The 24,843-nt window shown below is 65.4% G+C and carries 26 protein-coding genes; 14 read left to right on the forward strand and 12 right to left on the reverse strand.

The features are described 5' to 3' along the window. Positions 1–31 precede the first annotated feature (31 nt). The 3 genes from uxaC (at position 32) to HDC36_RS18230 (ending at position 5,549) form a co-directional block, all read left to right on the forward strand. The gene (gene uxaC / locus HDC36_RS18220; RefSeq protein ID WP_179570553.1) at positions 32–1,450 is read left to right on the forward strand and encodes a glucuronate isomerase; all 1,419 of its coding nucleotides are present in this window, start codon (positions 32–34) and stop codon (positions 1,448–1,450) included. Between the two features lie 113 nt (positions 1,451–1,563). Then, a complete protein-coding gene (gene galB, locus HDC36_RS18225) occupies positions 1,564–4,254 on the forward strand; it encodes a beta-galactosidase GalB (protein WP_179570119.1) in 2,691 nt (896 codons plus the stop codon). Between the two features lie 95 nt (positions 4,255–4,349). Then, positions 4,350–5,549: an endo-1,4-beta-xylanase gene (locus tag HDC36_RS18230; RefSeq protein ID WP_179570121.1), complete on the forward strand. Its 1,200-nt coding sequence runs from the start codon at positions 4,350–4,352 to the stop codon at positions 5,547–5,549. A gap of 48 nt (positions 5,550–5,597) precedes the next feature. On the opposite strand, the gene HDC36_RS18235 is transcribed toward HDC36_RS18230, so the two are convergent. The 3 genes from HDC36_RS18235 to HDC36_RS18245 all read right to left on the reverse strand — a co-directional run bounded on the left by HDC36_RS18235 (position 5,598) and on the right by HDC36_RS18245 (position 9,032). Beyond that, positions 5,598–6,767: a serine hydrolase domain-containing protein gene (locus tag HDC36_RS18235; protein ID WP_179570123.1), complete on the reverse strand. Its 1,170-nt coding sequence runs from the start codon at positions 6,765–6,767 to the stop codon at positions 5,598–5,600. A 280-nt stretch (positions 6,768–7,047) separates the two neighbouring features. Further along, a complete protein-coding gene (locus tag HDC36_RS18240) occupies positions 7,048–8,391 on the reverse strand; it encodes an XVIPCD domain-containing protein (protein ID WP_179570125.1) in 1,344 nt (447 codons plus the stop codon). Between the two features lie 11 nt (positions 8,392–8,402). Beyond that, positions 8,403–9,032: a hypothetical protein gene (locus tag HDC36_RS18245; RefSeq protein WP_179570127.1), complete on the reverse strand. Its 630-nt coding sequence runs from the start codon at positions 9,030–9,032 to the stop codon at positions 8,403–8,405. Positions 9,033–9,236: 204 nt separating this feature from the next. On the opposite strand from HDC36_RS18245, the gene HDC36_RS18250 reads away from it, so the two are divergent. Continuing rightward, a complete protein-coding gene (locus HDC36_RS18250; protein ID WP_179570129.1) occupies positions 9,237–10,274 on the forward strand; it encodes an SMP-30/gluconolactonase/LRE family protein in 1,038 nt (345 codons plus the stop codon). A 146-nt stretch (positions 10,275–10,420) separates the two neighbouring features. Then, positions 10,421–11,029: a hypothetical protein gene (locus tag HDC36_RS18255; RefSeq protein ID WP_179570131.1), complete on the forward strand. Its 609-nt coding sequence runs from the start codon at positions 10,421–10,423 to the stop codon at positions 11,027–11,029. A gap of 7 nt (positions 11,030–11,036) precedes the next feature. Here HDC36_RS18255 and HDC36_RS18260 read toward each other — a convergent pair whose 3' ends face one another. Beyond that, positions 11,037–11,906, reverse strand: coding sequence for an aldo/keto reductase family oxidoreductase (locus tag HDC36_RS18260; protein ID WP_179570133.1), 870 nt, complete (start codon positions 11,904–11,906; stop codon positions 11,037–11,039). Between the two features lie 112 nt (positions 11,907–12,018). On the opposite strand from HDC36_RS18260, the gene HDC36_RS18265 reads away from it, so the two are divergent. Next, a complete protein-coding gene (locus HDC36_RS18265) occupies positions 12,019–12,915 on the forward strand; it encodes a LysR family transcriptional regulator (protein ID WP_179570135.1) in 897 nt (298 codons plus the stop codon). 185 nt (positions 12,916–13,100) lie between these two features. On the opposite strand, the gene HDC36_RS18270 is transcribed toward HDC36_RS18265, so the two are convergent. Both HDC36_RS18270 and HDC36_RS23575 read right to left on the reverse strand, forming a co-directional pair. Beyond that, the gene (locus HDC36_RS18270; RefSeq protein WP_179570137.1) at positions 13,101–13,664 is read right to left on the reverse strand and encodes a hypothetical protein; all 564 of its coding nucleotides are present in this window, start codon (positions 13,662–13,664) and stop codon (positions 13,101–13,103) included. Positions 13,665–13,874: 210 nt separating this feature from the next. Further along, positions 13,875–14,312 carry a SymE family type I addiction module toxin gene (locus tag HDC36_RS23575; protein WP_255432805.1) on the reverse strand — a complete coding sequence of 146 codons (438 nt, stop codon included), beginning with the start codon at positions 14,310–14,312 and terminating at the stop codon, positions 13,875–13,877. Positions 14,313–15,004: 692 nt separating this feature from the next. Between HDC36_RS23575 and HDC36_RS18280 the strand changes: the two genes are divergently transcribed. The 6 genes from HDC36_RS18280 to HDC36_RS18305 all read left to right on the forward strand — a co-directional run bounded on the left by HDC36_RS18280 (position 15,005) and on the right by HDC36_RS18305 (position 18,858). Beyond that, positions 15,005–15,676 (forward strand): hypothetical protein, encoded by a 672-nt coding sequence (locus HDC36_RS18280; RefSeq protein ID WP_179570139.1) that lies wholly within the window; start codon positions 15,005–15,007, stop codon positions 15,674–15,676. 65 nt (positions 15,677–15,741) lie between these two features. Next, positions 15,742–16,017, forward strand: a complete 276-nt coding sequence (locus tag HDC36_RS18285) for a hypothetical protein (protein WP_179570141.1) — start codon at positions 15,742–15,744, stop codon at positions 16,015–16,017. Between the two features lie 665 nt (positions 16,018–16,682). Continuing rightward, the gene (locus HDC36_RS18290) at positions 16,683–17,045 is read left to right on the forward strand and encodes a DUF2513 domain-containing protein (protein WP_179570143.1); all 363 of its coding nucleotides are present in this window, start codon (positions 16,683–16,685) and stop codon (positions 17,043–17,045) included. 76 nt (positions 17,046–17,121) lie between these two features. Next, positions 17,122–17,679, forward strand: coding sequence for a hypothetical protein (locus HDC36_RS18295; protein ID WP_179570145.1), 558 nt, complete (start codon positions 17,122–17,124; stop codon positions 17,677–17,679). A gap of 69 nt (positions 17,680–17,748) precedes the next feature. After that, complete coding sequence (locus tag HDC36_RS18300) at positions 17,749–18,126, forward strand: hypothetical protein (RefSeq protein ID WP_179570147.1); 378 nt, start codon at positions 17,749–17,751, stop codon at positions 18,124–18,126. Between the two features lie 246 nt (positions 18,127–18,372). Further along, the gene (locus HDC36_RS18305) at positions 18,373–18,858 is read left to right on the forward strand and encodes a metal-dependent hydrolase (RefSeq protein ID WP_343204362.1); all 486 of its coding nucleotides are present in this window, start codon (positions 18,373–18,375) and stop codon (positions 18,856–18,858) included. A gap of 113 nt (positions 18,859–18,971) precedes the next feature. On the opposite strand, the gene HDC36_RS18310 is transcribed toward HDC36_RS18305, so the two are convergent. Then, complete coding sequence (locus HDC36_RS18310; RefSeq protein ID WP_179570151.1) at positions 18,972–19,901, reverse strand: LysR family transcriptional regulator; 930 nt, start codon at positions 19,899–19,901, stop codon at positions 18,972–18,974. Positions 19,902–20,040: 139 nt separating this feature from the next. Between HDC36_RS18310 and HDC36_RS18315 the strand changes: the two genes are divergently transcribed. Beyond that, the gene (locus HDC36_RS18315; protein WP_179570153.1) at positions 20,041–20,439 is read left to right on the forward strand and encodes a RidA family protein; all 399 of its coding nucleotides are present in this window, start codon (positions 20,041–20,043) and stop codon (positions 20,437–20,439) included. Between the two features lie 270 nt (positions 20,440–20,709). On the opposite strand, the gene HDC36_RS18320 is transcribed toward HDC36_RS18315, so the two are convergent. The 4 genes from HDC36_RS18320 to HDC36_RS18335 all read right to left on the reverse strand — a co-directional run bounded on the left by HDC36_RS18320 (position 20,710) and on the right by HDC36_RS18335 (position 22,730). Next, entirely contained in the window at positions 20,710–20,958 is a 249-nt protein-coding gene (locus HDC36_RS18320; RefSeq protein ID WP_179570155.1) for a hypothetical protein, read from the reverse strand. A 56-nt stretch (positions 20,959–21,014) separates the two neighbouring features. Further along, positions 21,015–21,338 carry a hypothetical protein gene (locus HDC36_RS18325; RefSeq protein ID WP_179570157.1) on the reverse strand — a complete coding sequence of 108 codons (324 nt, stop codon included), beginning with the start codon at positions 21,336–21,338 and terminating at the stop codon, positions 21,015–21,017. A 560-nt stretch (positions 21,339–21,898) separates the two neighbouring features. Then, positions 21,899–22,261 carry a hypothetical protein gene (locus tag HDC36_RS18330; RefSeq protein WP_179570159.1) on the reverse strand — a complete coding sequence of 121 codons (363 nt, stop codon included), beginning with the start codon at positions 22,259–22,261 and terminating at the stop codon, positions 21,899–21,901. Between the two features lie 70 nt (positions 22,262–22,331). Beyond that, positions 22,332–22,730 carry a hypothetical protein gene (locus HDC36_RS18335; protein ID WP_179570161.1) on the reverse strand — a complete coding sequence of 133 codons (399 nt, stop codon included), beginning with the start codon at positions 22,728–22,730 and terminating at the stop codon, positions 22,332–22,334. Positions 22,731–22,835: 105 nt separating this feature from the next. Here HDC36_RS18335 and HDC36_RS18340 point away from each other — a divergent pair, with 105 nt between their 5' ends. Beyond that, positions 22,836–23,240: a hypothetical protein gene (locus HDC36_RS18340; protein ID WP_179570163.1), complete on the forward strand. Its 405-nt coding sequence runs from the start codon at positions 22,836–22,838 to the stop codon at positions 23,238–23,240. A gap of 78 nt (positions 23,241–23,318) precedes the next feature. Here HDC36_RS18340 and HDC36_RS18345 read toward each other — a convergent pair whose 3' ends face one another. Next, positions 23,319–24,788 (reverse strand): mannitol dehydrogenase family protein, encoded by a 1,470-nt coding sequence (locus HDC36_RS18345; RefSeq protein WP_179570165.1) that lies wholly within the window; start codon positions 24,786–24,788, stop codon positions 23,319–23,321. Positions 24,789–24,843: the final 55 nt, after the last annotated feature.

The following is a 24,843-nucleotide window of genomic DNA, read 5'->3' on the forward strand; positions in this document are numbered from 1 at the left end:
TCCCTCCACGACCCGCCTGCCGACCATGACCCTGTCCTCCCCCGCCCTGTCCCTGCATCCCGACCGTCTGCTGCCGCCGGAGCCGGGCATGCGCGCGATCGCGCGCCGCCTGTACGCGCAGGTCGCCGCGCTGCCGATCGTCAGCCCGCACGGGCACACCGATCCGGCCTGGTTCGCCGAGGATGCGCCGTTCGCCAACGCCACCGAACTGCTGCTGGTGCCCGACCACTACGTGTTCCGCATGCTCTACAGCCAGGGCGTGGACCTGGACGCGCTGGGCATCCCGCGCGCCGACGGCAGCCGCGCCGCGGTGGATCCGCGCGCGGCCTGGCGCGTGTTCGCCGAGCGCTTCCAGCTGCTGCGCGGCACGCCCTCGGCGCTATGGTTGAACCATGTCTTCCACGAGGTGTTCGGCCTGCGCGTGCGCCTGGACGCGGCCAGCGCCGACCTGTACTACGACCGCATCGGCGAGGCGTTGCAGACCGCGGCGTTCCGGCCGCGCGCGCTGTTCGACCGCTTCGGCATCGAGGTGATCGCCACCACCGAGTCGCCGCTGGATCCGCTGCAGCACCACGCCACGATCCGCGCCAGCGGCTGGGGTGGGCGGGTGATCACCGCCTACCGCCCCGACGCGGTGATCGATCCGGAACACGAGCAGTTCCCCGATGCGTTGCACCGTTTCGGCGAGCTGACCGGCGAGGACGTGTACGCCTGGGACGGCTACCTGCGCGCGCACCGCCAGCGCCGCGCGTTCTTCGCACAGATGGGCGCCACCTCCACCGACCATGGCCACCCCAGCGCGGCCACCGCCGACCTGCCCGCGGCCGAGGCCGCGCGGCTGTTCGCGCGGGTGCGCGGCGGCGGTGCCAGCGCCGCGGACGCGGAACTGTTCCGCGCGCAGATGCTGACCGAGATGGCGGCGATGAGCGTGGACGACGGCCTGGTGATGCAGCTGCATCCGGGCTGCTTCCGCAACCACAACCGCAGCCTGTTCGCGCGCTACGGCCGCGACAAGGGCGCCGACCTGCCGCTGCGCACCGACTACGTGCATGCGCTCAAGCCGCTGCTGGACCGCTTCGGCAATACGCCGGGCTTCACCCTGATCCTGTTCACCCTGGACGAGAGCACCTACGCGCGCGAACTGGCGCCGCTGGCCGGGCACTATCCGGCGCTGCTGCTCGGCCCGGCGTGGTGGTTCCACGATGCGCCAGAAGGCATGTGGCGCTTTCGCGAGCAGACCCTGGCCAGCGCCGGTTTCTACAACACGGTCGGCTTCAACGACGACACCCGCGCGTTCCTGTCGATCCCGGCGCGGCACGATGTCGCCCGCCGCGTCGATTGCGCATTCCTGGCCAACCTTGTGGCCGAGCATCGCCTCGACGAGGACGAAGCGGCCGAGGTCGCGCTGGACCTGGCGTATCGGTTGCCGAAGCGGGCCTACAGGCTGTGACAGCGGGTGCCGCCTGCGTCGGCGCCGCGTCGGCGCGCGAACGTGCGCACACCGTCGTGGCGACGCCCAGGCGCGCGCCGCAACGCGCGCTCGCACCGTTGCTGGTACTGGCCATGCTTGCCGCCGGCCGCGTCGACGCGGCGCCGGCGCCGCAGTCGCCGCCCCCGCGCGAGCGGCTGTCGCTCGATGCCGATTGGCGTTTCCATCGCGGCGACGCGCCCGGCGTCGGCGACACGCTGGACTACGACGTGCGCCCGGACATCGCGCGCAGCGCCGACGGCAAGGTCGCCGATGCCCGCCCCGACGCCGCCGAGCGTGTCGTGCCGCGCACGCGGCCAGTGCTCAAGCCGTGGATCCTGCCCACCGGCAACGCCTTCATCGCCGACCCGGCGCAGCGCCACCCGCGCCCGCCCGGCGACCCGGGCAGCGACGTGGCCTTCGTGCGCGCCAACTTCGACGACAGCGCGTGGACGCGCGTGGACCTGCCGCACGACTGGGCGATCGCCGGGCCGTTCCTCAAGGACGGGCCGTACGGCGGCATGGGCCGGCTGCCGAGCTGGGGCGTGGGCTGGTACCGCAAGCGCCTGGACATTCCCGCCAGCGACCGCGGCCGCGCGGTGTTCCTCGACATCGATGGCGCGATGTCCTACGCCACGGTCTGGCTCAACGGCCGCCTGGTCGGTGGCTGGCCGTACGGCTACAGCTCCTGGCGCGTGGACCTGACCCCGTACCTGGTGCCCGGCGGCAGCAACCAACTGGCGATCCGCCTGGACAACCCGCCCGAATCGGCGCGCTGGTATCCCGGCGGCGGCCTGTACCGCAGCGTGTGGCTGAGCAAGACCGCGCCGGTGCATGTCGGCCAGTGGGGCACGCAGGTCAGCACGCCGCAGGTATCGGCGCAGGCGGCGACGGTGCGCGTGGCGGTGACGCTGGACAACAGCGGCGACGCGGCGGCGCAGGTGCAGGCCAGTACCGCGATCTATGAGCTGGATGCCGAGGGCCGCCGGCAAGGCGCGGCGGTGGCGCGGATCGCCGCGGCCAGTACCCGCATCGCCGCGCGCGCCAGCACCACGCTCGACGGCAGTGCACGCATCGTCAAGCCGCAGTTGTGGGGCCCGCCACCGACGCAGCGACCGCACCGCTACGTCGCGATCACCGAGGTGACGCAGGACGGCCGCGTGGTCGATCGCTACGAAACCCCGTTCGGCGTGCGCACGCTGCGCTGGGATCCGGACCGCGGCCTGCTGGTCAACGGCGAACACGTGCCGATCCGTGGCGTCAACAATCACCACGACCTCGGCGCGCTCGGCGCCGCGTTCAACCTGCGCGCCGCCGAGCGCCAGCTGCAACTGCTGCAGGGGATGGGCGCCAATGCGATCCGCATGAGCCACAACCCGCCGGCACCGGAACTGCTGGAGCTGACCGACCGCATGGGCCTGCTGGTGGTCGACGAACTGTTCGACAGCTGGGAAATGAAGAAGACCCCGCTGGATTTCCACCTGGTGTTTCGCGATTGGCACGAACCGGACCTGCGCGCGCTGCTGCGCCGCGACCGCAATCATCCGTCGGTGATCCTGTGGAGCGTGGGCAACGAAGTCGGCGAGCAATACACCGGCGAGGCCGGCGCGGCGATCGCGCAGCGCCTGCAGGCCATCGTGCACGAAGAAGATCCCACCCGCCTGGCCACCGCGGCGATGAACTACGCCGCGGCGGACATGCCGCTGCCCGCGGCGCTGGACGTGATCGGCCTCAACTACCAGGGCGAAGGCATTCGCGACACGCCGGAGTTCGCGGGCACCGAGCGCATCCGCAAGCCGCCGCAATATCCGCTGTTCCATGCGCGCTTCCCGCACAAGCCGATCTTCAGCAGCGAGACCGCCTCGGCGCTGAGCAGCCGTGGCGTGTACCTGTTCCCGGTCACCGCGGAGAGCAGCGCGCCGGTACGCGACGGCCGCGGTGGCGATTCAGTGGCCCACCAGGTCAGCGCCTACGAACTGCACGCGGTGGATTTCGGCGCCAGCGCCGACAAGGTGTTCGCTTCGCTCGACACGCACCCGTTCGTCGCCGGCGAATTCGTCTGGACCGGCTTCGACTACCTCGGCGAACCGACCCCCTACTACTCCTCGCGCAGTTCCTACTCCGGCATCTTCGACCTGGCCGGCTTTCCCAAGGACCGCTACTGGCTGTACCAGGCCCGCTGGCGCCCCGAGCTGCCGATCGCGCACCTGCTGCCGCACTGGACCTGGCCGGGCCGCGAGGGCCAGGTCACGCCGGTGCACGTGTTCACCTCCGGCGACGAGGCCGAACTGTTCGTCAACGGCGTCTCGCAGGGGCGCAAGAAGAAGGCGCCGCTGCAGTACCGGCTGCGCTGGGACGAGGTGGTCTACGCGCCGGGCGAACTGCGCGTGCAGGCCTACAAGGACGGCAAGCCCTGGGCCAGCGAGCGCGTGCGCACCGCCGGCCCGGCCGCGAGGCTGCAGGCCACGCCCGACCGCACCACGCTCCGCAACGACGGCCGCGACCTGGCCTTCGTGACCGTGCGCCTGCTCGACCGCGACGGGAATCCCGCGCCCACGGCCGGCGACCGGCTGCGCTTCCGCGTCGAGGGCCCGGGCGAACTCGTCGCCACCGACAACGGCGATCCCACCGACCTGGAGTCGTTCGCCGCGCCCGCACGCAATGCGTTCAACGGCCTGGCGCTGGCGATCGTGCGCGCCCTGCCGAGTGAGAGCGGCACCATCACCCTGCACGTCGAAGCGGACACGCTGCAGGCCGCGCACACGCAACTGCGGGTGCAGCCATGAACGATGCGCCCGTCGATACGCAGGCGCCGCCTGCACGTCGCTGCACGCGCACCACACCTCCGCGTGCCCCCCACGCTCGAACAAGGACCGCCACCATGCCCGCATTGCGCAAGACACGCGTCGCGACCCTGCTGTTGGCCTGCCTGCTCGGCACGGCGACGGCGGGCGCCGCCGACCGACCTGCCGCCGCGTCGCGCACGCCGAACGCAGCGGCGGACGGCCGCGGCCTCAAGGACGCCTATGCCGGCGCGTTCCTGATCGGCACTGCGGTCAACGCCGACATCGTCTCCGGCAAGGACGCCGCCTCCGCCGCGCTGGTGCCGCGGCAGTTCAACGCGATCACCGCCGAGAACGCGATGAAGGCCGAAGTGGTCAATCCGCGCCCAGGCGTCTTCGACTTCGCTGCCGCCGATGCCTTCGTCGACTACGGCCGCCGCCACGGCATGTTCGTGGTCGGCCACACCCTGGTCTGGCACAACCAGACCCCGGACTGGTTCTTCGTCGACGCGCAGGGCAGACCCAACGGCCGCGACGCGCAGATCGAACGCATGCGCGCGCACATCCAGGCGGTGGCCGGGCGCTACGTCGGCAAGGTGCAGGCCTGGGACGTGGTCAACGAGGTGATCGACGAGGACGGCAGCTACCGCAACACCAAGTGGGTGGAGCGCGTCGGCGACGGCGACGAACTGGTGCGGCAGGCGTTCCGCTTCGCCGCGCAGTACGCGCCCGATGCGCAGCTGTACTACAACGACTTCAACGCCTGGCGCCCCGAGAAGCGCGACGGCATCGTGCGCATGGTGAAGATGCTGCAGCGCGCCGGCATCCGCATCGACGGCGTCGGCATGCAGGGCCACTGGGGCCTGGACTACCCCAGCCTGCATGACATCGAGGCAGCGATCGACGCCTACGCCGCGCTCGGGGTCAAGGTGATGATCACCGAACTGGATGTGGACGTGCTGCCGCTGACCAAGGAAGGCCAGGTGATCGGCACCGGGATGGCGCACAAGCAGTTCCAGCTGCCCGAGTTCAAGCGCTACCTCGATCCGTACCGCGACGGCCTGCCGGCGGACGTCCAGGCGCAGCTGCGCGATCGCTACGCCGAATTGTTCCAGCTGTTCTGGCGCAAGCGCGACAAGCTGGCGCGGGTCAGCGTGTGGGGCGTGGACGACGGCATGTCGTGGAAGAACGACTACCCGGTGCCGGGGCGCCGCAACTATCCGCTGCTGTTCGACCGCGAACGCAAGCCCAAGCCTGCGTTCGACGCGGTGCTGGCAGTGCCGGCGCAGGCGCAGTAGCGCGCGCCCAACAGCGCGCGGCTGCGATCGGCGATCGACGGACGCCGTTCAACGGACGAACTGCATGTCGCCGTACTCCCACGTCCACGGCGCACCGGTCTTGCCCATGGCGAAGTCGATCAGGGCCGGGAACGCGCGCTCGGCGCGCACGTCGTTCGACAGGATGACCACGCAGCGCTGGTAGCGCCTGGCGCAGACCAGCAGATTGCCGGTGCTGTCGTTGTGCCCGCCTTTCAGGAACGCGGCGCCTTGCGCTCCGCGGAACGCCACTACGCCCAGGCCCGCGGCGAGGTCGGCGCGCCGGCGCTCGGGCGGGAGTTCGTCCTGCAGCGTCGGGAACTGCGACGCGGTGGTGATCGCCAGCTGCGGCGCGGTCAGCATCGACGCGCCCCGCGGCGAAAGCCCCTTGCCCGCGAGATAGCCTGCCGCGAACTTGGCCATGTCGGCGATCGTCGTGTCCATCGAGCCTGCCGCGCGCACCGTGCCGCGTTCATCGTGCGGCTCCACGCTGCCGTCCGCGGTCCATCCATCGGCCAGGTTGGCGGCGAAGTCCGGCCGCCAGGTCATGCTGGTGCGCTGCATGCCGAAGCGGTCGAACACGCGGCGCTGCATTTCCTGACCCACGTCCAGACCCAGGCCGCGTTCGAGCACGAACTGCAGCAGGATCAGGCCTTCGCCGGAATAGGCGTAGCGGCTGCCGGGAGCGAAGTGGATGCGCAGCTTGCCGTCGGGCTCCACGAACGCGAAGTTGGCGAAGCCGGCGCTGTGGGTCAGCAGCATGCGCGCGGTCAACATGCGCCAGCGGGGATCGCCGGCGAGGTCCGCCCAGGGTCCGTATTTCGGGTCGGCCGGATAGTCGGGGAGCGGTTTGTCCAGATAGTCGGCGATCGGGCGATCCAGGTCCAGCACGCCCTGCTCGGCCAGTTGCATCACCATGTAGGCGAACGCCATCTTGGTCAGCGATGCGCCATACATCACCGTGTCGGGCTGCAAGGGATCGCCAGCGGCGTTGCGCTTGCCATAGGCGCGCACGTGCACGACCCGCCCCTGGTCGATCACCGCCAGCGCGAGGCCGTTGGCATGCGTGGCGGCCAGCGCACGCGCCACTTGCGCATCCAGCGCGCTGGCGTTGGGCAACCGTGTCGGATGTGGCTCTGTTGCCAACGCAAGCAAGGGCCACACGGCCAGCAGGGCGGCAGCATATCGGCGCAGACGCATGACCTCTTCCTCCCTAGTTCGTCATGGCTGCACGATAGGGCGGCAGGCGTCGCGCGGCAGCGCCATTAAGTCAGGATGACTAGCGGGCTATGCGTACAACCCGCGGTGCAGGCGGCCGACGCCTTCTGGCCATGACCGCGAGGGAAAGCGACCGTCCGGCGACACGGTGCCGTTGTCGTCGCGGATGAGGCGAACGGAGGGGCCGCGCCACGGCGGCGGCCCCTGCCTGGCGCCGCGCGGCGAGAGATGGCGCGGCTCCGACGTGCAATACGGCTGCGGCTCAGCGCGTCAGGACCGGCGGCGACGTGGCCTGGGCCTGGGTCTGCGCCTGCGTGGCCTGCTCCTGCGCCTGCACCGTGCGCTGGGTCTGCGCCTGCTGCGCGGTCTGCTCCTGCAGCTGCTGGTAGGTCTCCTGCGCCGGCCGCGCGATCGCCTCGCTGGTCGTCATGTGCGCGCGGTTGGCGTAGGGATCGGGCGACGCCGTGGCGCCGTCGCGGTACACGAACGCCAGCTCGCCGCCCTGGTGCGCGCCGGTGGGCCGGTTGAAGCCCACCGACAGCTGGTCGCGCTCGCTGAAACCGCTCTGCCTGGCCAGCAGGGTCAGGCTGGCGGTCATGCGTTCGCTGTTATCGTCCCAGCCCTTGCCCAGCGCCTGCTCGGCCTGGGCCACACCGCTGCGCACCTTGTCGTGCAGCGCGCGGTCCGCGCCGGTCGGCTCGGCCGCAGGTGCGCCGGCACGCGGCGCCGGCGGCGTCGCGCCGGTATCGCGGAAACCGTTCGGGATCCACGCCGCCGGCACCTTGGCTTGGTCGATGCCCAACGCTTTCAGGTCGGCGCGCACTTCCGGCGGCGCACGCTTGGGATCGCGCAACTGCGCGGCGTCCTCGGCTTCGGCGACCAGGCCCAGGTCGCGCGCACCGTAGTTCTGCGGATAGCCGCGCGCGTCGTAGAACAGCTTGCCCATCGCCTCGACGTTCTTCGGCGCGTTCGCGTCGATCTTCAGGTCGTTGCCGAAGGTCAGCCCGTCCTTGGCCTTGTAGGTCGCCTTGGCGCCCTCGCCATCCTTGTCGATATAGTTGGCCATCTCCGTGCTGGCGTTGTACAGGTCCTTCAGCGTCGCCTTGGGATTGCTGTGCTTGACGTAGTCGGCCAGCGTGTTGATCCCGGCGATCTCGTCCTTGGACTCGCGCGTGCGCTCCTCCGCGCCGTGCGCCTTCAGTGCCGCGGTGTAGTCGTGCGGCGAAGGCGACCTGGCGATCTCGTCGATCTTGTCCTTGAACGCGGCATCGGACTTGTCGATCGCCGCCTTGTTGATCGCATGGCCGATCTCGTGGCCGAGGATGATCCGCGCGGTATTGGCCGAATCGTCGCGCGGCGCATCCATCTTGGCGGTACGCAGCACGTCCATCGGCAGCAGGATCTCGCCGGTGCCCGGCCGGTACGCGCCGCCGCCGTCGCGCGGATGCGGCCCGAACCCGGACAGCTGCTTCTGCTCGATCGCCTGCTCCACCCGCGCCTTCAGCTCGGGCGTGTTGTCCAGCATCTTGCGCAGCGCCTGGCCTTCCTTGGCGTGCGCCGTCTCGAACGTGTCCACCATCTTCTTCAGGTCATCGTCGGTCGCCATCACCCATCTCCTTATGCGGTGGCCAGGATCTGCAGCTTCGACACGCAGGCCTGCGCATCATCCGCGCCGACAGCGTTGCCGACGAACGCGTACACCACCACGGCGCCGCGCTCGAAATGCCAGCGTCCCGGGCTGCCCAGGCGCGGCGGCGCGATCCACTGCGCGGCGAAGCCGGCCTCGGTCAACGCCTGCTTGTACGCACCGAGCGGCTGCGTGCAGCGCGCCGGCGCAGCGGATGCCGGTGCGAACGTGAAGTCCAGCCGCGACGGCGGCTGCCCATCGGCATCGGCGACCGACTCCAGCGCATAGCGCCCGCCGCCGGCGACCGGGCCCGACGCGCTGAACGCATGCGCGGTGTCGCCGGCCTCCACCTGCAGGCCCGCATGCGTGGCGACCTGCGCCGGGGTCAGGTCCTGCTTGCCGCCGATCGCCAGGATCAGCCGCACTACGCCTTGTGCCAGTTGCTCTGGCGTCATCTCCGACATGGCCCGCTCCTTTGTAGTGGGAATCGATGAAGGTGGGGGTTGCGCACCGGCGCAGGCGGCCAGCAGCGCCGCCGCCAGCAGCGTCGCGCCGCGCTGCACGAGCCGGCGCCCAGCGCGCGGCGGTGGGCGGATGTCGCCGGGGGAAACAGAGTCCATGGTGCGCCTCTCCTTTGAACGCCTGTCGCGCGTGTCCGCGGCCAGGCATGTTGCCGGCGATTGTAGCCATCGCGTCGGCACGCTGCAGCCCGCACGGGCGCGCCACCGTGGCCGCGAGCATACGCAGCCGTGCGGGCGCGCGGAGGTGAAGAGCACGCGCCCGGCAGATGGCATCATCGCCCCACACCACCCAGGAATCCTCCGATGCGATTGCCGACCCGCGTCCTGCTCGCCGCCTCCGTGCTGGCGTTGCTCGCCTGCTGTGCGAAGAGCCAGCCGCCCGCGCCGCGCTTCCCCGTGATCGGCCATGTCACCGCGTTCGACCCCGCGTTCAGCGACACGGTAGCGGCGGACGCGCGCATCGAACGCATCGCCGAAGGCTTCACCTGGTCGGAAGGCCCGGCCTGGGTCCGCGACGGTGGCTACCTGCTGTTCAACGACGTGCCGCAGAACACCATGTACCGCTGGTCCGAGCGCGACGGCCTGTCGGTGTTCCTCAAGCCCTCCGGCTACGCCGGCCCGACGCTGGACGTCTTGCGCGAGGCCGGCGCCAACGGCATGCACGCCGAGCCGTCCGGCAGCGTGCTGCTCGCCGATTCGGGTACGCGCGCCGTGGCCCGGCTCGATCCAGCCACGCGACGCAAGACGATCCTGGCCAGCGCCTACGACGGCCACCGCCTCAACAGCCCCAACGACCTGATCCAGCGCAGCGACGGCGTGGTGTTCTTCACCGACCCGCCTTACGGCCTGAAGGACGGGGACAACTCCCCGGTCAAGGAACTGCGCTTCAACGGCGTCTATCGCCTGGACACCGACGGCAGCGTGCACCTGCTCGACGACAGCCTGAGCCTGCCCAACGGCATCGCCCTGTCGCCGGACGAACGCACCCTGTACGTGGCCAATTCGGACCCGGCGCGGCCGATCTGGACCGCGTACACGCTCGACGCGCGCGGCGAAGTCATCGGCAAGCGCCTCTTCGCCGACGCGTCCGACATCGTCGGCGACGCCAACCCCGGCCTGCCGGATGGCATCGCCGTGGCCAGCGACGGCCGCTTGTTCGCCACCGGCCCCGGCGGCGTGCTGGTGTTCGCACCCGACGGCCGCCGCCTGGGCCGCATCGAAACCGGCGGCCCCGTCGCCAACTGCGCCTTCGGCGACGACGGCCGCACCCTGTACATGACCTCGCACAAGATCCTGGCGCGGGTGCGGGTGAAGGCGACGGGGCTGGAGTTTGCGCCGTAGGGCGGCGCGGATGCATCTGTTCGACGCTGACGAGTTGCGTGCCAAAAAGCCAGACGAAAGAGATTCAAGGCACGAAAAGATTCCTACCATCGCCTGGCTCCAGAACGCTGATTCGGCCGGATATTCATCGATCGCCGAAGGCGCGTTTGAGCGAATGGCATTATCGCGATGCAATGGAGCATTCGACCCAGCGCCGCTGCACGACTCGACCAGACTTAGGGCTTAGGCACATGCTCTTCGGCAATCCCGACACCTTCGCGCTCGAAGCCATTGTCGAACCTGGCCCTGACTTCCCCTCCTTTCTCGGGGCTAATGTCACAGGAAGATTCCGGCTCTTTTTCGACAGGCTTGAAGTTGGCCTGTTCTCGGAGCCTTGTTGCGTCTTGGGAACATTGAGCGGGCACTTGATGGACAAGTGCGCAAGCAGCAATGCGCTCTGGCATCCATCGCTTGCGGGCAAGACGCCTGATGTCTGGTTCAAGCTCCTGGACGACGCGCTTTACCGTGTTGGCCACCCAGAGCAGCAAGATGCCTACCATTGCATGGATTTCCTAACCAACGTCTCCGAAGCATTGAACAACGTCAAAGGCTTTCTGCTCGCCCCTCCGGGTGGGACGTTGCATGTGCTCTTGCAGCTGCCGGGCTCCGACGTCGTTCACCACAAGACCGTTCCATTGCCCGAGTTCTGCGCTGTTTCATCCCAGTTCTCGTTATGGCTGGGAGAACAAGAACGCCGGCGCATGGAAAGCGACTGACCACTCGCTACTCTTGCCCGATCCGATCCAACGCAGCCAACACATCGTCCGACAACGACAACTCAGCCGCCGCCAGGTTCTCCCGCAGATGCGCAACCGACGAGGTTCCCGGGATCAGCAGGATGTTCGGCGCACGCGCCAGCAGCCAGGCAAGCGCCACCTGCATCGGCGTCGCGCCGAGTTCCTGCGCAATGGACGACAGCGCGTCGGACTGCAACGGAGAGAAACCGCCGAGCGGGAAGAACGGCACGTAAGCGATGCCGTCGCGGCCCAGCGCATCGATCAGCGCATCGTCGGCGCGGTGCGCCAGGTTGTAGTGGTTCTGCACGCACACCACCTTGGCGATGCCCCGCGCTTCCTGCACCTGCGCGGCCGTGGCGTTGCTGATGCCCAGATGCCGGATCAGCTCGCGCTGCTGCAGCTCGGCGAGCGCGCTGAACTGCGCTTCGATCGAACCCTCGCTGGGCTTGTACGCATCCAGCATCACCCGCAGGTTGACCACGTCCAGCACCTCCACGCCAAGGTTGCGCAGATTGTCGTGCACCGCCTCGGTCAGCTCGGCGGGACTTTGCGCCGGCAGCCAGGAGGCGTCGTCGCCACGCACGGCACCGACCTTGGTGACGATGGTCAGCTGCTGCGGATACGGATGCAGCGCCTCGCGGATCAGCTGGTTGGTGATGTGCGGCCCGTAGAAGTCGCTGGTGTCGATGTGGTCCACGCCGGAGGCCACCGCCTCGCGCAACACCGCCAGCGCCGCGGCGCGGTCCTTGGGCGGCCCGAACACGCCCGGCCCGGCCAGCTGCATCGCGCCGTAGCCGATGCGGGTCACGCGGCGGTCGCCGAGGGAAAAGGTGCCAGCTGTCGAAAGCTTGCTCATGACTGCCTCCAGAAGGGGTGGGCCGAAGCCCGGATGAGGGCTGCACTGTAGGCCGCGCGCCGATGCGCGATAATCCGGTCGAATCGGCACGGGCTGTGCGGGATCTCGAACAATGACCACGGACCTGCAAGACCTCTACGCCTTCCTGGCGGTACTGCGCGGCGGCGGCTTCCGCGAAGGCGCGCGGCTCAGCGGCAGCTCCGCCTCCAGCCTGAGCGAGGCCGTGCGGCGCCTGGAAACCCGCCTCGGCGTGCGCCTGTTCAATCGCACCACCCGCAGCGTGCTGCCGACCGAGGCCGGCGCGCGCCTGGCCGAACGCCTGATCCCTGCCCTCGGCGAAGTGGAAGCGGCGCTGGACGTGGTCAACGGCTTCCGCGACCGCCCCAGCGGCACCCTGCGCCTCAACGTGCCGGGCGCCGCCGCGCGCCTGGTGCTGCCGGCGATCGTCACCCCGTTCCTGAAGGCCTATCCGGAGATCAGGCTGGAGGTGATCGTGGAAGACAGCTTCGTCGACATGCTGGCGGCCGGCTGCGACGCCGGCATCCGCTACGACGAGCGGCTGGAGCAGGACATGATCGCCGTGCCGATCGGCCCACGCATGCAGCGCTTCGCCACCGCCGCCTCGCCCGGCTACCTCGCCGTGCACGGGCACCCGCAACACCCGCGCGACCTGCTCGCGCACGCCTGCCTGCGCGGCCAGTTCGCCAGCGGCGCCATCCCGGCCTGGGAATTCGAACGCGACGGCGAAGTCGTGCTGGTCGAACCGACCGGCCCGTTGCTGGTGCGCCTGGGCGCCGCGGTGGACCTGGCCATCGACGCTGCCGTCGGCGGCCTGGGCGTGATCCACCTGTTCGAAGACTGGCTGCGCCCGCACCTGGACAGCGGCGCGCTGCAGCCGGTGCTGGAACCGTGGTGGCAGAGTTTCAGCGGCCCGTTCCTGTACTACCCCGGGCGTCGCCACCTGCCCGCGCCGCTGCGAGCGTTCGTGGATTTCATTCGGACGCCGTGAGTGCGGTGCAGGGGAGACGCCACGACGCCGCTCCGGCATTCGGAATACATCGCTAACCGCTGCTCCCCGCTCCCTGCTCCCTGTAGGAGCGGCTTCAGCCGCGACCCGCCTCACCGACAACGCCCAGCGCGCCTGCCGGAGGCACGCCATCTGCATCGCCCCACCACTTGCAAGAAAACTCCCAACTACTCCCGAAACCGCCGCAACCAAACAAACCCAGGCACAGCGATCCGCATCGTCGACGTCCCATCCCACGCCAACACAAACCCCGCATCCACCAACGCCGCAGCGACCTGCTGCCCAACCGCAAGATCCGCATCCGCCCCACCCTGCAAATCCCCGAACGCGATAAACAACCCGCCGCCGTCCACCGCGCACTCCACATCCTGCCCGTGGTAGAAACAATAGCCGCGGTACTCGCCCTCCGGCGCCTCCGCCACCGCCTCGGTCACCTCGGTGTGGCCATCGGACATCGTGTAGCCGGCATTGGCCAGCGCGCAGATGCCCGCATCGTGCAACTGCTCGAACACCGCATCCAGGCGATCGCAATCGGTCAGCGACGGCCAACCCTGCTCCGCCTGCTGCTTGGCCTGCCACTGGCTGCCGACCGCGGCACGCAACATCGGTTCATCGCACTCGTCTTCCAGAATGTCGTCGAGCATCTCCTCGCGGATCTCGGACTTAGAGTAGTAGCCGGACCAGACCCACTTCCGGATCGAATCGAGGACATACGCATCGGTCTCGTTCACGCTCGCTCCCTGTTAAGTGCCAGGCACTCGCCTGGCGCGCACGGTAACAGGGCGACGTTTCGATCTTGGAAACGCCGAGTGAATCTAAGGATCGAGGCCAGCGCTATCGAAGCAAAAGCCGACCACTGACACCACGCCAGTCGCCGCCTCACGCGACGCTGGCGTGGCCACGGCGGCGCACGCCATACGAAAGTGCGCACACCAATGACGTCAGACCTTGGATCGCAGCGCACGCGAAGCGGCGCGGGTTACCCGCGCCTTCTTCTTCCCCGCATTCGGCGCCGATGGCGCAACCGCAGCCTGCACGCGGCTGATCAACAACACCCCGCGCCCCACCGTCACCCGCAACGCATCGCCCACCGCAAAACCGTACTGCTCCAACCAGCGCCCGGACAGGCGCAGCTTGGGCACCGCACAGCCAACGACATCCTCGGCGCGGCGCACGTCATAGTGCTGGTAACTCATCGTGCATCGCTCGGGCACGCGGAAGCGCAAGCGCGCCGCGGCCTGTGTGCCGAATGGGGAGGCATCGGCGGTCGCGGGGTGCTCAGCGGCCTGCGTGTCGGCTGATCGAGCGCGATGCCTGGGTGTACGCGACGCGGACGTAGCCTTGGGGGGAGTGAAGGTGGTTCTGTTGAAACGGTGCATATCGGACTCCTTGTGTGCTGAGGAATCCACCGACTCGCTGTCAACCGAGGTGGCGGACGGTGCGCGGTTGACAGACCGGCCACAAGGAACCGGCAGACCTTTCGGCCTCCGCACACCGCCCGCCAAAGGACGAGCACGCGACCCATCCCGAAAGCCGGGCAAAAGAAAAGCGCCGACATCGAGCAATGGGCGCTGGTGCGCCTTGTGGTTTCAGGCTGTCAATCCCGGCTGCGGAATGTGCCGCAGCATTTCGATCATGCGACTTGGCATTGAATCCTGTCAATGGATTTCCATCCACGATTTCAAGCAACTTGTTGGCAAAAGGAAGCCTGGCGACAACGAATCAAACGTCTACCGGCCCGATGACTAGAGTGCTTGCGACCGTCGAATTGTGCTGATACCGTCACATCGATAAGCCATAGCGAAGGACGCCATGATTAGGCACAAGGATTACACACCTATCGAAGGGGAATCTATTGGCGTGATGAGTTCGGCACGCCAGATTAGTCGAAGGAAGTCAGGAATAGACGCCTCGATTACAATCCAAACTGTCGCCGAATAGTAGTTAGCCCTCTATGACAATTGCTCTTGCTTGGACGCGTCGAGTAGGAGAGGTTCACGAGCTTGTCGTTTGCACTGACAGCCGCCTTTCCGGATACGGGGAGTGGGACTGTGGTCCGAAGGTAATCCCAATGCCACGCAACGACTGCGTTCTTGCTTTCGCAGGATGGACACTCTACGCCTATCCGTTTATCGTCCAGGCACTCTCCGCTGTCAAGCAACACCCCAAAGCGCTGAGCCGAGCACTGGACATAGAGGACTTAAAAGGGCATCTCATCCGCGTGTTCAACCACATGCTCGCATTCCATAAGAACATTCCGGCTAAAGATGCGCCTGCTGTACAGTTCTTGCTCGCGGGCTGGTCATGGAAGCGCAACAGGTTCATAACTTGGGTTATTCATTACGACCAGCGCATACAGCGCTTCACCCATCGTCGTGTACAGGGATGGTCTGGCACCAACGGAAATAAGTATCTCGCATTCATTGGAGACTACTTTGAGGACTTCAAGAAAGATTTGATCGCAAAGCTTCGTACAAAAGGCAACCTAGCTTCTGGCGCCTTTGATATGGAGCCGTTTGAGGTCTTAAGAGATATGCTTCGGTCCAATGCGTTTCATGCCATTGGCGGCTCGCCGCAACTTGCAAAAGTCTACCGGCACTCAAATGTTGTCCCTCACGCGATTCATTGGCCTGATGCGTCATCAAAATTGGTCAGCCTACTGGGCAGGCCGTTGCTGCCATACGAGACGTCTCAATTTTTGCTTCTTGACCCCGATACGCTTTTGATCAAAAAGCACGAGTAGAGGGCTAACAATTCATTCAAGCCGAACTGGCTTCGCCAGTCGGCTTAATTCAGGCGTTAGGCAGCATGAGCAAGAAATCTTCGAGCTCAACGAGAAAACGACCATCGCTGTTCGTAATTACGTTCGGTTGGCTCGTGGGCCTGGTCGCGGTCGGCTACGGCTCGATCATGCTTTTCCTACATCCAGCAGGCATCGGCCCATGTCGTCGCAACTGCGGCTTGGACCAAGCTTTCCTAACATTTCTCGGCCAACCCTTGTACAACCTGACTTTCGGCATGATCTGGGTAGCAGTTGGGCTGGCACTTGTCGTTTTCCTGTTCTACCTGCGGGCTCGCAAGTGACATGGCAACAATGCGGCCTAGCAATTCATTCAAGCCGAACCCGCTTCGCGGGTCGGCTTAATTCAGGCGTTAGGCCTCAATGCGAGTAATAGTCGGACTGAAACAAGGCGAAGAGTGCTTTCACCTTCTATGGTTATCGGAGAGTCGGAGCGGCATCTACATTGGCCACTTCACTGGGGTGGTGGACGTGCATTCCTCATATCATCAAGACGGAACCCGGCACTCCAGAGTTGCCAAGTCACATCATCAGCGATGGAAGGACGTACCACTCAGATCCCACAGCGGCGTTAAGCAACTACTTCACAGCAGCATCTCAATTAAAGCTCCGCATGATCGCTGGCCGTCAGTCGCATCCGCTCGCGATGAACTAGTAGTCTTGAACGGTGGACAATTCGCTGGCTACAATACGTTGGCTGTAGATGCTTGGCTATCTGACACTAACAGTGAGAGCACACTAGAGCGCCGCGCGGAGCACACCCATCAACAGTTGGGGTTTCATCACATCTCACTTTCAACCTGGCGCCTCTCCCACTTTCCAAACTTGCTCTTCGCACTGTCATTTTGGGCGGCAAATACGCATGCACCGGTTGAGGGCTAACAATTCATTCAGGCCGAACCCGCTTCGCGGGTCGGCTTAGTTCAGGTGTTATGCCTTGGAGAGCGACATGCAACGTGACATGGACCTCGTACGCCAAATTCTGTTAGCTGCGGAATCAAAGCCGCATGGCTTCGGTCGGACCGAGCTAGCAATTGACGGATACACCGATGAGCAAATTGGGTACCACGTTTACCTTTTGGGTCAAGCCGGGCTGGTTGAGTCGATAGATCGCACCAATATCTCGCGCAAGAGCCCGTATGCTTCAATCAAAACTGTCACATGGATAGGTCACGAGTTCTTGGCTTCGGCTCGCTCACCAAAAGCTTGGTCGCAAGCCAAGGATCTTATGCACAAGGCTGGCGGCGGCTCTTTCCAAGTCTGGCAATCTGTACTAACACAGCTGGTTAAGCAGAGTCTTGGCCTCGGTTAGGCAGCTAACAATTCATTCAAGCGGACGCCGCTTCGCGGCGCGGCTTAATTCAGGCGCTACGTACTTAGGGGGGTTCATGCTGAGCTTCATTAAAAGCCCACGGATCGATCGGATCTACTATGCGGATATATTCCGTATCAACACCAAGATTTGCGTAATTCTGGGACACGGCAAGAGCACTGCGGCTCGAATTGCCGCTAATCAAGAGGGCGAGAACGACCTAGCTCGCGACTCAGTTGCTATAGACGAGGTTGGTGGAGTTCTTGAGGCTGGCTACGACTTGGGAGGCTACGGTGCGTACGCCGACCCAAGCTCAACTTTGCATGCGATGCACCCGGTATCAAAGATGATCTACTGTCTTTCGCCTGAGCAAACGAACGAAATCCAAGCACGAAACACTTTAGTCAAATGCTCACCATCTCATATGGCGCAGCTGGCCGTAACGTACCCATATCCGGCCACAGTTGCGCAGTATGTTTGCACGCCGACGGAAATGGAAATGTACTCCTCGGCCTCTGGAAGGGCGCAAATACTTGAACATTTGTTTTTGCAAACCAGATTTTCCGATACGTACCTAATGCCCTTCACCTCAAGCGTTGAGGAAAAAGCAGCCATATATAGACATGAGGTCTGATTTCCCAACAGTCCATTCAAGCCGATGCCGCTTCGCGGCGCGACTTAATTCAGGTTTTAGGTGCAGGTCATGAAATTCGCGACCGTCTTACTCGCTTTTCTGGTATCTGTGCCTGCTGCGCATGAACAAAACCATACGACTTCTGGATTGGATACATTAGGCCGCCAACTTGCTGCATTCCGCGCCATGCCCGTTGGGGACCCCTCGCCAACACCCGTCGCCTGCCCTTCTGACGGTATTTTGCATGGCTACATCGGCCTTGACCGCCAAGAGCTCTATCGCAGGCTTGGAAAGCCCGACTGGGTCAATCCGCGGACATCGCGACACTGGTACAGCCTTACTCGCCCGATCTCAAGCAACTGGCGGGGCGGTGGCTACTGCTCGATTGGCTTCTCATTCGACGACAAAGACGTGGTTGAGGATGTGTCCATTTCAATTGCAATGTAGGCCTGCTCCACCCTAACAATTCATTCAATCCGAGCCCACATCAGGGCAGCGCCCAAGTGCGAAAAATTTGGGTCAGAGCGTAATTTTGTCCAGGTCTTGCGCGTAGAAGTGCACTCTGACCCCAGTTCTTATCGCACGACAGCGGCAGGCAGGCGACTTCACCACAGGCTGGGATCATGAGACAGTCCTTCCGAGATCATGAGCTCGGCATATGGTTTTACCTCACATCTTAGGTCCGTGACCGAAATGCCCTTCACACCCATACATCTCGGTCCAGGGCTGGCTTTCAAGGCCGCAGGAGGTCGCCATTTCAGCTTTATGGTGTTTGGCGGCTCGCAAGTCCTCATGGACATCGAGCCTCTGATTGGAATCCTGCAAAACAAGCCGATCCTCCACGGCGTTACACACACACTGTTCGGCGCCATGGTCATCGGCAGTCTAGCGGCGGCCACTGGCAAACCCGTCAGCTCAGCTGTGTTGAAACTTCTCAGGATTCCCCACCCGCCACTCACATGGACTGCCGCAGTGTCGGGCGCGTTCGTCGGGACTTACTCCCATATCGTGCTTGACGGCATCATGCATTCGGACATCATGCCTCTGTGGCCACTGGTGTCAGGCAACCCGTTGTTTCGCGTCGTTGACATCGATCAGCTTCATATCGTTTGCCTGCTCGCTGGCGTCATTGGCCTTGCGTGGCTCGGGCTGAAGGCGGTGTTCAAGCGGCGGACCTGAGGCATGCAAACGTCGGGCCGCAGGAAGGTCACAAAATGTGGCCAGAGGAAATATCCAACCTCAGGCGCACACTCCTTCTTCTTGCCTTCTCCAGCTTTTTGACCGCAACTTCCTCACTCTTTCGATGGATGCAGCACAGGCGCATGCACCGCCATCAGCGCCGCGATCCATTCGATGAAGACGCGCAACTTGGCGCTGACGTGTCGGTTGGGCGGAAACGCGACGTACAGCGGCATCGGCTCCAGCCGCCAGTCGGCGAACACCTGCACCAGCTCGCCGCTGGCCACATGCGGCCTGGACATGTAGTCCGGCAACCACAGCACGCCCATGCCCGCCAATCCCGCGGCGAGATAGGCATTGCCGTCGTCCACCGCCAGTACATGGCGGCCTTGCACGTTCAGCCGCTCGCCGTCGCGCTGCATGGCATAGGCCACGATCTTCCTGCCGCGACTGGAACCGGTGAAGCCGACGATGCGATGGTGCGTGTCCTCCAGCTCGCGCGGGTGCGCCGGCATGCCGGCGCGCTCCAGATAGGCCGGGGCGGCGAACACGCCGGCCTGCAGCTCGCCGATGCGCCGGGCGCTCAGCGATTGGTCGTTGGGGACGCCGCCGCGCACCACGCAGTCCACGTTCTCGCCGATCAGATCCACGCGGCGATCGCTGACCCCCAGATCGAGTTGGATCTCCGGATAGCGCGCGTGGAACGCCGGTAGCGCCGGCACCAGGATCAAGCGCGCCAGCGGGCTGGGCACGTCCACCCGCAACCGGCCGCGTGGCGCGGCGGCGGCGCCGGACAGGCTGGTTTCGGCATCGTCCAGATCCGCCAGCAGCTGGATCACGCGCTCGTAGAACGCCGCGCCGTCCGGCGTCACGTTGACCTTACGCGTGGTGCGATTGAGCAACTTCACGCGCAGACGCGCTTCCAGCTGCTGCACCGCCTGGGTAACGCTGGCCTTGCCGACGCGCAAGGTCTCCGCCGCTTTGGTGAAGCTGCCGGTTTCGACCACCCGCGCGAAGGCCAGCATCGCCTCGAACCGGTCCATCCGTGCTCCAGGGGCATTGGGATTGTTTGGATTCTACAAACAGTGCTGCAGCGATGCGTCGGTTTATCCGCCGGCATCCTGCGCGTACCGTCTTGCCCTTGTCATGACTGGCCCGCGCGGGCCGAGGAAGAGAACACAGATGGCCACACGCGACGTTGTTTTTCCGCCGGGGCGACAGGCCCTGTACGAGCGCAATCGCTATTCGCCGGCGGTACGGGCCAACGGTTTGTTGTTCGTGTCCGGGCAGGTCGGCAGCCGCGAGGACGGCTCGCCCGAGCCGAACCTGGAAGCGCAGGTGCGGCGCGCGTTCGACAACCTTAACGCCATCCTCGCCGCGGCAGGTTGTACATTCGACGACGTGGTCGATGTCACCTTCTTTCTGGTCGACCCCGACACCACGTTCGACACCGTCTGGAAGGTGCTGCCCACGTATTGGGGCGAGGCGCCGTATCCGACCGTGACCGCCGTGGGCGTCACCTGGCTGTATGGGTTCCAGTTCGAGATCAAGGTGATCGCGACATTGCCCGAGTCACTGTAGCGACGCATCGTATTGGGCGCACGAGGAAGATCCATTTTTGTCGCGCACTCCCTCCGATGCAGCTGTTGCGATCCCTGTGGTCGCCTTCTTCACCATCGCACCGCTTGGCCTATGCCATGGAAGAACGGTTGATGTAAGGTCTCATCCCAAGTAACAGGGTCAGATTCACTTAAGAAGCCAACTTGACCCTGAGGTTTCTGAGGTTTCGCTGTTGCACGCGACGACAGCCAAGGCTTTAAGCCATGCGGCGAAGCGATGTGGCCTGAAGTATCAGGCGAGCCCGTCATCGGGACCACTGGACAAGAGCGAGCCATCCCGCGCGACTCTTGCGCCGCACGCCGGGCAGTGCCATCCCCCCAGCATCGCTTCGCGCGCATTGCTTGGCTTGCGGAACCTCGGCAGGAGCGTCTTGCACTTCGGGCACGACTTGCGAGGAAGCAGGAACGCCACGACCAGCACCGCTGCACCGCCAGCGATACCGCCAACCACCGCGAATGCCAAAACCGCGTACATGAACATGCTGCCAGGGCCTCACATGGGGCGTGGGCGGTTGCGAAACCTTCCGCCCGAATACGTCAGTTCCATAGTACGACCACGGCAACGACGGATGAAGCCACGAGAAGTGGCAAGGCCAAGAGCAGCAGCTCCGCGAGGCGGCGACGCGGCCGAGGCGCAGGCAGACGCACAAACGACCCGACCCCGAGACCCAGGGCAACCAAGGAAAGAAAGCACATGGCCAACAACCCGAGCCCCCAGGCCCCGAGCAGGGGCATGCCGCACACGCCACCGTCCTGCGTCTCGGCCCACTGGCTGAAGCGCCAGGAAAAATAGGCGACGTACGCGGCCGGCGCGAGCACCGACAGCACCAACATGGCGATGGAGCAGGATCGTAACGTCATCTCGGTGCCACCCTCGGCGTCCTCTCGGCGCAGACGACACAGCGCTGCTGAAGCGTCGCGCAGTCAACGCAAATCTTCCAGGCACTGTTGCAGTAGTTTTTGCTTGCAGCGCCGCCTTGACCGTTCCAGGTTGCGCCGCACAGCGTACAGCTGCGGAAAGAGCGGTTGCGTTCAGCCGCCTTGCAAGCTTGCGAGCAGAAGGGCGTATCTCTCTGAGACGCCATGTCGTTCTCTTGGTATCCAGCTGTCATGTAAGCGCCTGGAAGCGGCGTTGCGGCGAGTATCCGCGAACGCCAGAAGCCTGGGAAGAGAACAGCTCCCACCCTGCATCGGTGATTGGCGAGCCACGGCTGGCGATCCTTCACCGATAGGGGCAGCGCCCCATACCCGACGGTCACCGCCGTCGGCGCCACCTGACTGTACGGACTCCAGTTCGAGATCAAGGTGATCGCGACGCTGCCCGAGCTACGGTAGCGGGCGGACTCGAAAATTGGACGCCGAACTGCAGTGATGCACGCACCGCGTGCGGACACGATCCGGGTGATGCCGCTCGCCCTGGCTCACTCCTCTGGAGGCCACTCACGGAAATTCACGCACACGGTGCTCTTGTCCAGCATCGCGAACTCGCGCGAGCCCCAGGGCCGGAGCGCGACGGTGTTGCAATTCGGGTGGAGCAGATGCGGCACGCGTGCGGACATTTCCGCGAAGATCGCATCGACATCGTCGGTGTCGATGCTGAGCTCCGGACGGTCCTTCGCCGCCCACTCGGGGTTCTCGACCAGATAGGCCTTGGCGCCGTCGCGTGCGACGACCGCCATCGTGCCGTCCTGGTACTGGACGGCAAAGCCCAGGCCGTCGACGAAGAAGTCGAGTCCGTCCTGCAGGCGGTCGTAGAAGATCTTCGGAATGAGGTTCTTGAACATCGGGGTCTCCTGCGCTGGAAGCCTGCTGGCGGCTGGAGCTACGGTAACACCGAGAAGCGCCGGGTCTTGCTCACAACTCCGCGGCATCCTCCGCAAGCGCCCATTCCTTCATGTCCGGGATCACCTGTCCCGCCACGAACGCGAAGACGTCCTCGAAGCTGGCGACGACGATGTTCCAGGTGCGCGGCGATGGCTGGGAACTGTCGGCGAACACGGGATGAAAGCAGACGACGGTGTCGCTGATGCGTCCATCGACCACCAGCAACCCCGCGAAGTCGTCGCGGTCCTGGCGCCTGGCGAAGGTGAAGACGGCGCCACCGCTCACATCCTCGCGAGCGAATGCGCGCGACGCGAACGCCAGCTCGGACGCTTCGGTGATGAAATGCCAAGGGGTGAAGCTGGTCAGGGCCTGCGCAAGGAACCAGCGCAGTGCGTTGGGCCAGGCGGGGTCGATCTGATTTCGTTCCATGCGTGTGAGGCGGGCTTGCGCTGCTCTTCGGATGGCTGGATGCGTGGCTGCAGCCTTACACTGATACGCTCAAACCTCAAGATCAGGTACACCCCAAGGAAAGCTATGCGGCCGCTGCTGGCGATTTCATTCGTACTCGCTGTTTTCATGAGTAGCGCCGACTGCTCGCCGCTTTCATCCACCGATCGTTGGGACGGATTGAAGGATGAAAGCGATCGGCAAACGTCGACCTTCCGCGGCATGCTGTGGGAAAGGGAGATGCTTTTGGTGCACAACCAATTCTGGGCTCAGGTGTATCAGGCCTGCGCGCCCGAGGCGAGAGCTGCCGGCATCGGCAGCTTCAAGGCCGTCGCAACCGTCGACCGCCAAGGCAAGGTGACCGAGTATCTAGTCAATCCGAACGTTCCCGCGCTGCGATGCTTCGCCAAGCAGATGGTGGGCCGCCAGTATCCGGAACCTCCAGCAGCCCCCTTTTATGAAGTCTATGGCGTCACTATCAGTTCCGAATGAACTTGGCGGGAGGTCGACCATCTCGCGCATGACATCCTTGAGGTCATTCGTTTTTGTCGTCGAATGACTGCTGCGGATCTATGCCGACTCAAGGGCTCTTTTCACACTACTCGACCCGCTGTCATCGCCGCTCAGCATTGCAAAAGCCGTTCGCAACGTCTCGACGAAACGCGCATCCTGCGATAGCGGAGCGAACACTGTATCCAGTTTGAGGAACGCCTCCACATCGCCTCCTGCATCACCAGTCGCACCGCGCCCGATCCCGGTCAGCACCTCGCTCATCGGGTCCACCAACGCCACACCATCGCGCGCCTGCCGCCTCACAAACTGCATCCACGCCGCGATCGGCAGGCACAGGCGGTCGATGCGGCGGCCGGCGGCCAGAGCGTCGGCGATGGTGCCGAGCAGGCGCACTGGGAGTTTCTGCGAACCGTCCCAGGCGATCTGCGCCAGCCGGTGGGCGATGGCGGGGTTGCGGAAGCGGGCGAGGATGGCGCCGGTGTAGCGCTGCGGGTCGAAGCCGGGCATCGGCTGTAGCGTCGGCGCGATGTCTTCGCGCATCAGGGTTTCGACGAAGGCGGCCAGCTGCGGGTGGCGCATGGCGTCGGCGACGGTGTCCAGGCCGAGCAGGGAGCCTAGGTAGGCCAGCGCGGAGTGCGGGCCGTTGAGCAGGCGCAGCTTGGCGCGGTCGTAGCCGGCGATGTCGTCGCTCAGGGTGACGCCGGCGCGCTCAAAGGCGGGGCGGCCGTTGCAGAAGCGATCTTCGATCACCCATTGGCTGTAGCGCTCGCGCTGGATCGGCCAGGCGTCGTGGCAACCGAGTTGCGCGGCAACGCGCTCGCGCAGGGCGTCGTCGCTGGCCGGGGTGATGCTGTCGACCATCGAGCGCGGGAACGCGGCTTCGGTTTCGATCCAGGCAGCCAGCGCTGGGTCGATGGTGTGCGCGAACTGCAGGACGGCGCGGCGCAGCTTGCCGCCGTTGTCGGGCAGGTTGTCGCAGCTGAGCACGGTGTATGGCGCCAGACCCAGGCGCAGGCGTGCGCGCAGGCCGGCGACGAGGTGGCCGATGGCGCTGCGCGGGGCGTGCGGGGCGGCGAGGTCGTGGACGATGTCCGGATGGGCGAAGTCGAGCTGTTCGCCGGCCAGGCAGTAGCCTTTCTCGGTGACGGTGAGGGTGACCAGGCGCACCGCGGGGTCGGCCAGGCGGGCGAGGACGGCGGGTTGTTCGTCCTGCGCGCAGAGCACTTCGCGGATGGCGCCGATGATGCGCAGCTCGGGGGGGGCGTCGAGCAGGGCGAGGGTGTAGAGGCCGTCCTGCGGGCGCAGTGCGTCGCGGACCTGCGGGCTGTGCAGGGAGACGGCGCTGATCGCCCAGTCCGGTTCGTCGGCGAGCAGGTCGTCGAGGTAGACCGCCTGGTGGGCGCGGTGGAAGGCGCCGGCGCCGAGGTGGACGATGCCGATGCGGACGCGGTCCAAAGCGTAGGTTGGGCGCGCGATGGCCGGCGGCAGGTTGGGGAGCTTGGCGGCGGTGAGGCGTGGTTCGGTCACGGGATTTCCATGGGGAGGAGTTTGGTCTGAGGCTTGGTCGGTAAGGCTGTCGGGA

The sequence above is a fragment of the Xanthomonas sp. JAI131 genome (assembly GCF_013410075.1).
Lineage (GTDB): Bacteria > Pseudomonadota > Gammaproteobacteria > Xanthomonadales > Xanthomonadaceae > Xanthomonas_A > Xanthomonas_A bonasiae.

Excerpts from the sequence above, each read along its gene's own strand:
- HDC36_RS18310 (WP_179570151.1), bottom strand. The coding sequence starts at position 19,901 with ATGGACCGGTTCGAGGCGATGCTGGCCTTCGCGCGGGTGGTCGAAACC.
- HDC36_RS18245 (WP_179570127.1), bottom strand. The coding sequence starts at position 9,032 with ATGGACTCTGTTTCCCCCGGCGACATCCGCCCACCGCCGCGCGCTGGG.
- HDC36_RS18290 (WP_179570143.1), top strand. The coding sequence starts at position 16,683 with ATGCAACGTGACATGGACCTCGTACGCCAAATTCTGTTAGCTGCGGAA.
- HDC36_RS18305 (WP_343204362.1), top strand. The coding sequence starts at position 18,373 with ATGCCCTTCACACCCATACATCTCGGTCCAGGGCTGGCTTTCAAGGCC.
- HDC36_RS18300 (WP_179570147.1), top strand. The coding sequence starts at position 17,749 with ATGAAATTCGCGACCGTCTTACTCGCTTTTCTGGTATCTGTGCCTGCT.
- HDC36_RS18230 (WP_179570121.1), top strand. The coding sequence starts at position 4,350 with ATGCCCGCATTGCGCAAGACACGCGTCGCGACCCTGCTGTTGGCCTGC.
- HDC36_RS18235 (WP_179570123.1), bottom strand. The coding sequence starts at position 6,767 with ATGCGTCTGCGCCGATATGCTGCCGCCCTGCTGGCCGTGTGGCCCTTG.
- HDC36_RS18280 (WP_179570139.1), top strand. The coding sequence starts at position 15,005 with ATGCCACGCAACGACTGCGTTCTTGCTTTCGCAGGATGGACACTCTAC.
- HDC36_RS18340 (WP_179570163.1), top strand. The coding sequence starts at position 22,836 with ATGCGGCCGCTGCTGGCGATTTCATTCGTACTCGCTGTTTTCATGAGT.
- HDC36_RS18315 (WP_179570153.1), top strand. The coding sequence starts at position 20,041 with ATGGCCACACGCGACGTTGTTTTTCCGCCGGGGCGACAGGCCCTGTAC.
- HDC36_RS18260 (WP_179570133.1), bottom strand. The coding sequence starts at position 11,906 with ATGAGCAAGCTTTCGACAGCTGGCACCTTTTCCCTCGGCGACCGCCGC.
- HDC36_RS18265 (WP_179570135.1), top strand. The coding sequence starts at position 12,019 with ATGACCACGGACCTGCAAGACCTCTACGCCTTCCTGGCGGTACTGCGC.
- HDC36_RS18295 (WP_179570145.1), top strand. The coding sequence starts at position 17,122 with ATGCTGAGCTTCATTAAAAGCCCACGGATCGATCGGATCTACTATGCG.
- HDC36_RS18240 (WP_179570125.1), bottom strand. The coding sequence starts at position 8,391 with ATGGCGACCGACGATGACCTGAAGAAGATGGTGGACACGTTCGAGACG.
- HDC36_RS18285 (WP_179570141.1), top strand. The coding sequence starts at position 15,742 with ATGAGCAAGAAATCTTCGAGCTCAACGAGAAAACGACCATCGCTGTTC.
- HDC36_RS18320 (WP_179570155.1), bottom strand. The coding sequence starts at position 20,958 with ATGTTCATGTACGCGGTTTTGGCATTCGCGGTGGTTGGCGGTATCGCT.
- HDC36_RS18325 (WP_179570157.1), bottom strand. The coding sequence starts at position 21,338 with ATGACGTTACGATCCTGCTCCATCGCCATGTTGGTGCTGTCGGTGCTC.
- HDC36_RS18250 (WP_179570129.1), top strand. The coding sequence starts at position 9,237 with ATGCGATTGCCGACCCGCGTCCTGCTCGCCGCCTCCGTGCTGGCGTTG.
- HDC36_RS18330 (WP_179570159.1), bottom strand. The coding sequence starts at position 22,261 with ATGTTCAAGAACCTCATTCCGAAGATCTTCTACGACCGCCTGCAGGAC.
- HDC36_RS18335 (WP_179570161.1), bottom strand. The coding sequence starts at position 22,730 with ATGGAACGAAATCAGATCGACCCCGCCTGGCCCAACGCACTGCGCTGG.
- HDC36_RS23575 (WP_255432805.1), bottom strand. The coding sequence starts at position 14,312 with ATGCACCGTTTCAACAGAACCACCTTCACTCCCCCCAAGGCTACGTCC.
- galB (WP_179570119.1), top strand. The coding sequence starts at position 1,564 with ATGCTTGCCGCCGGCCGCGTCGACGCGGCGCCGGCGCCGCAGTCGCCG.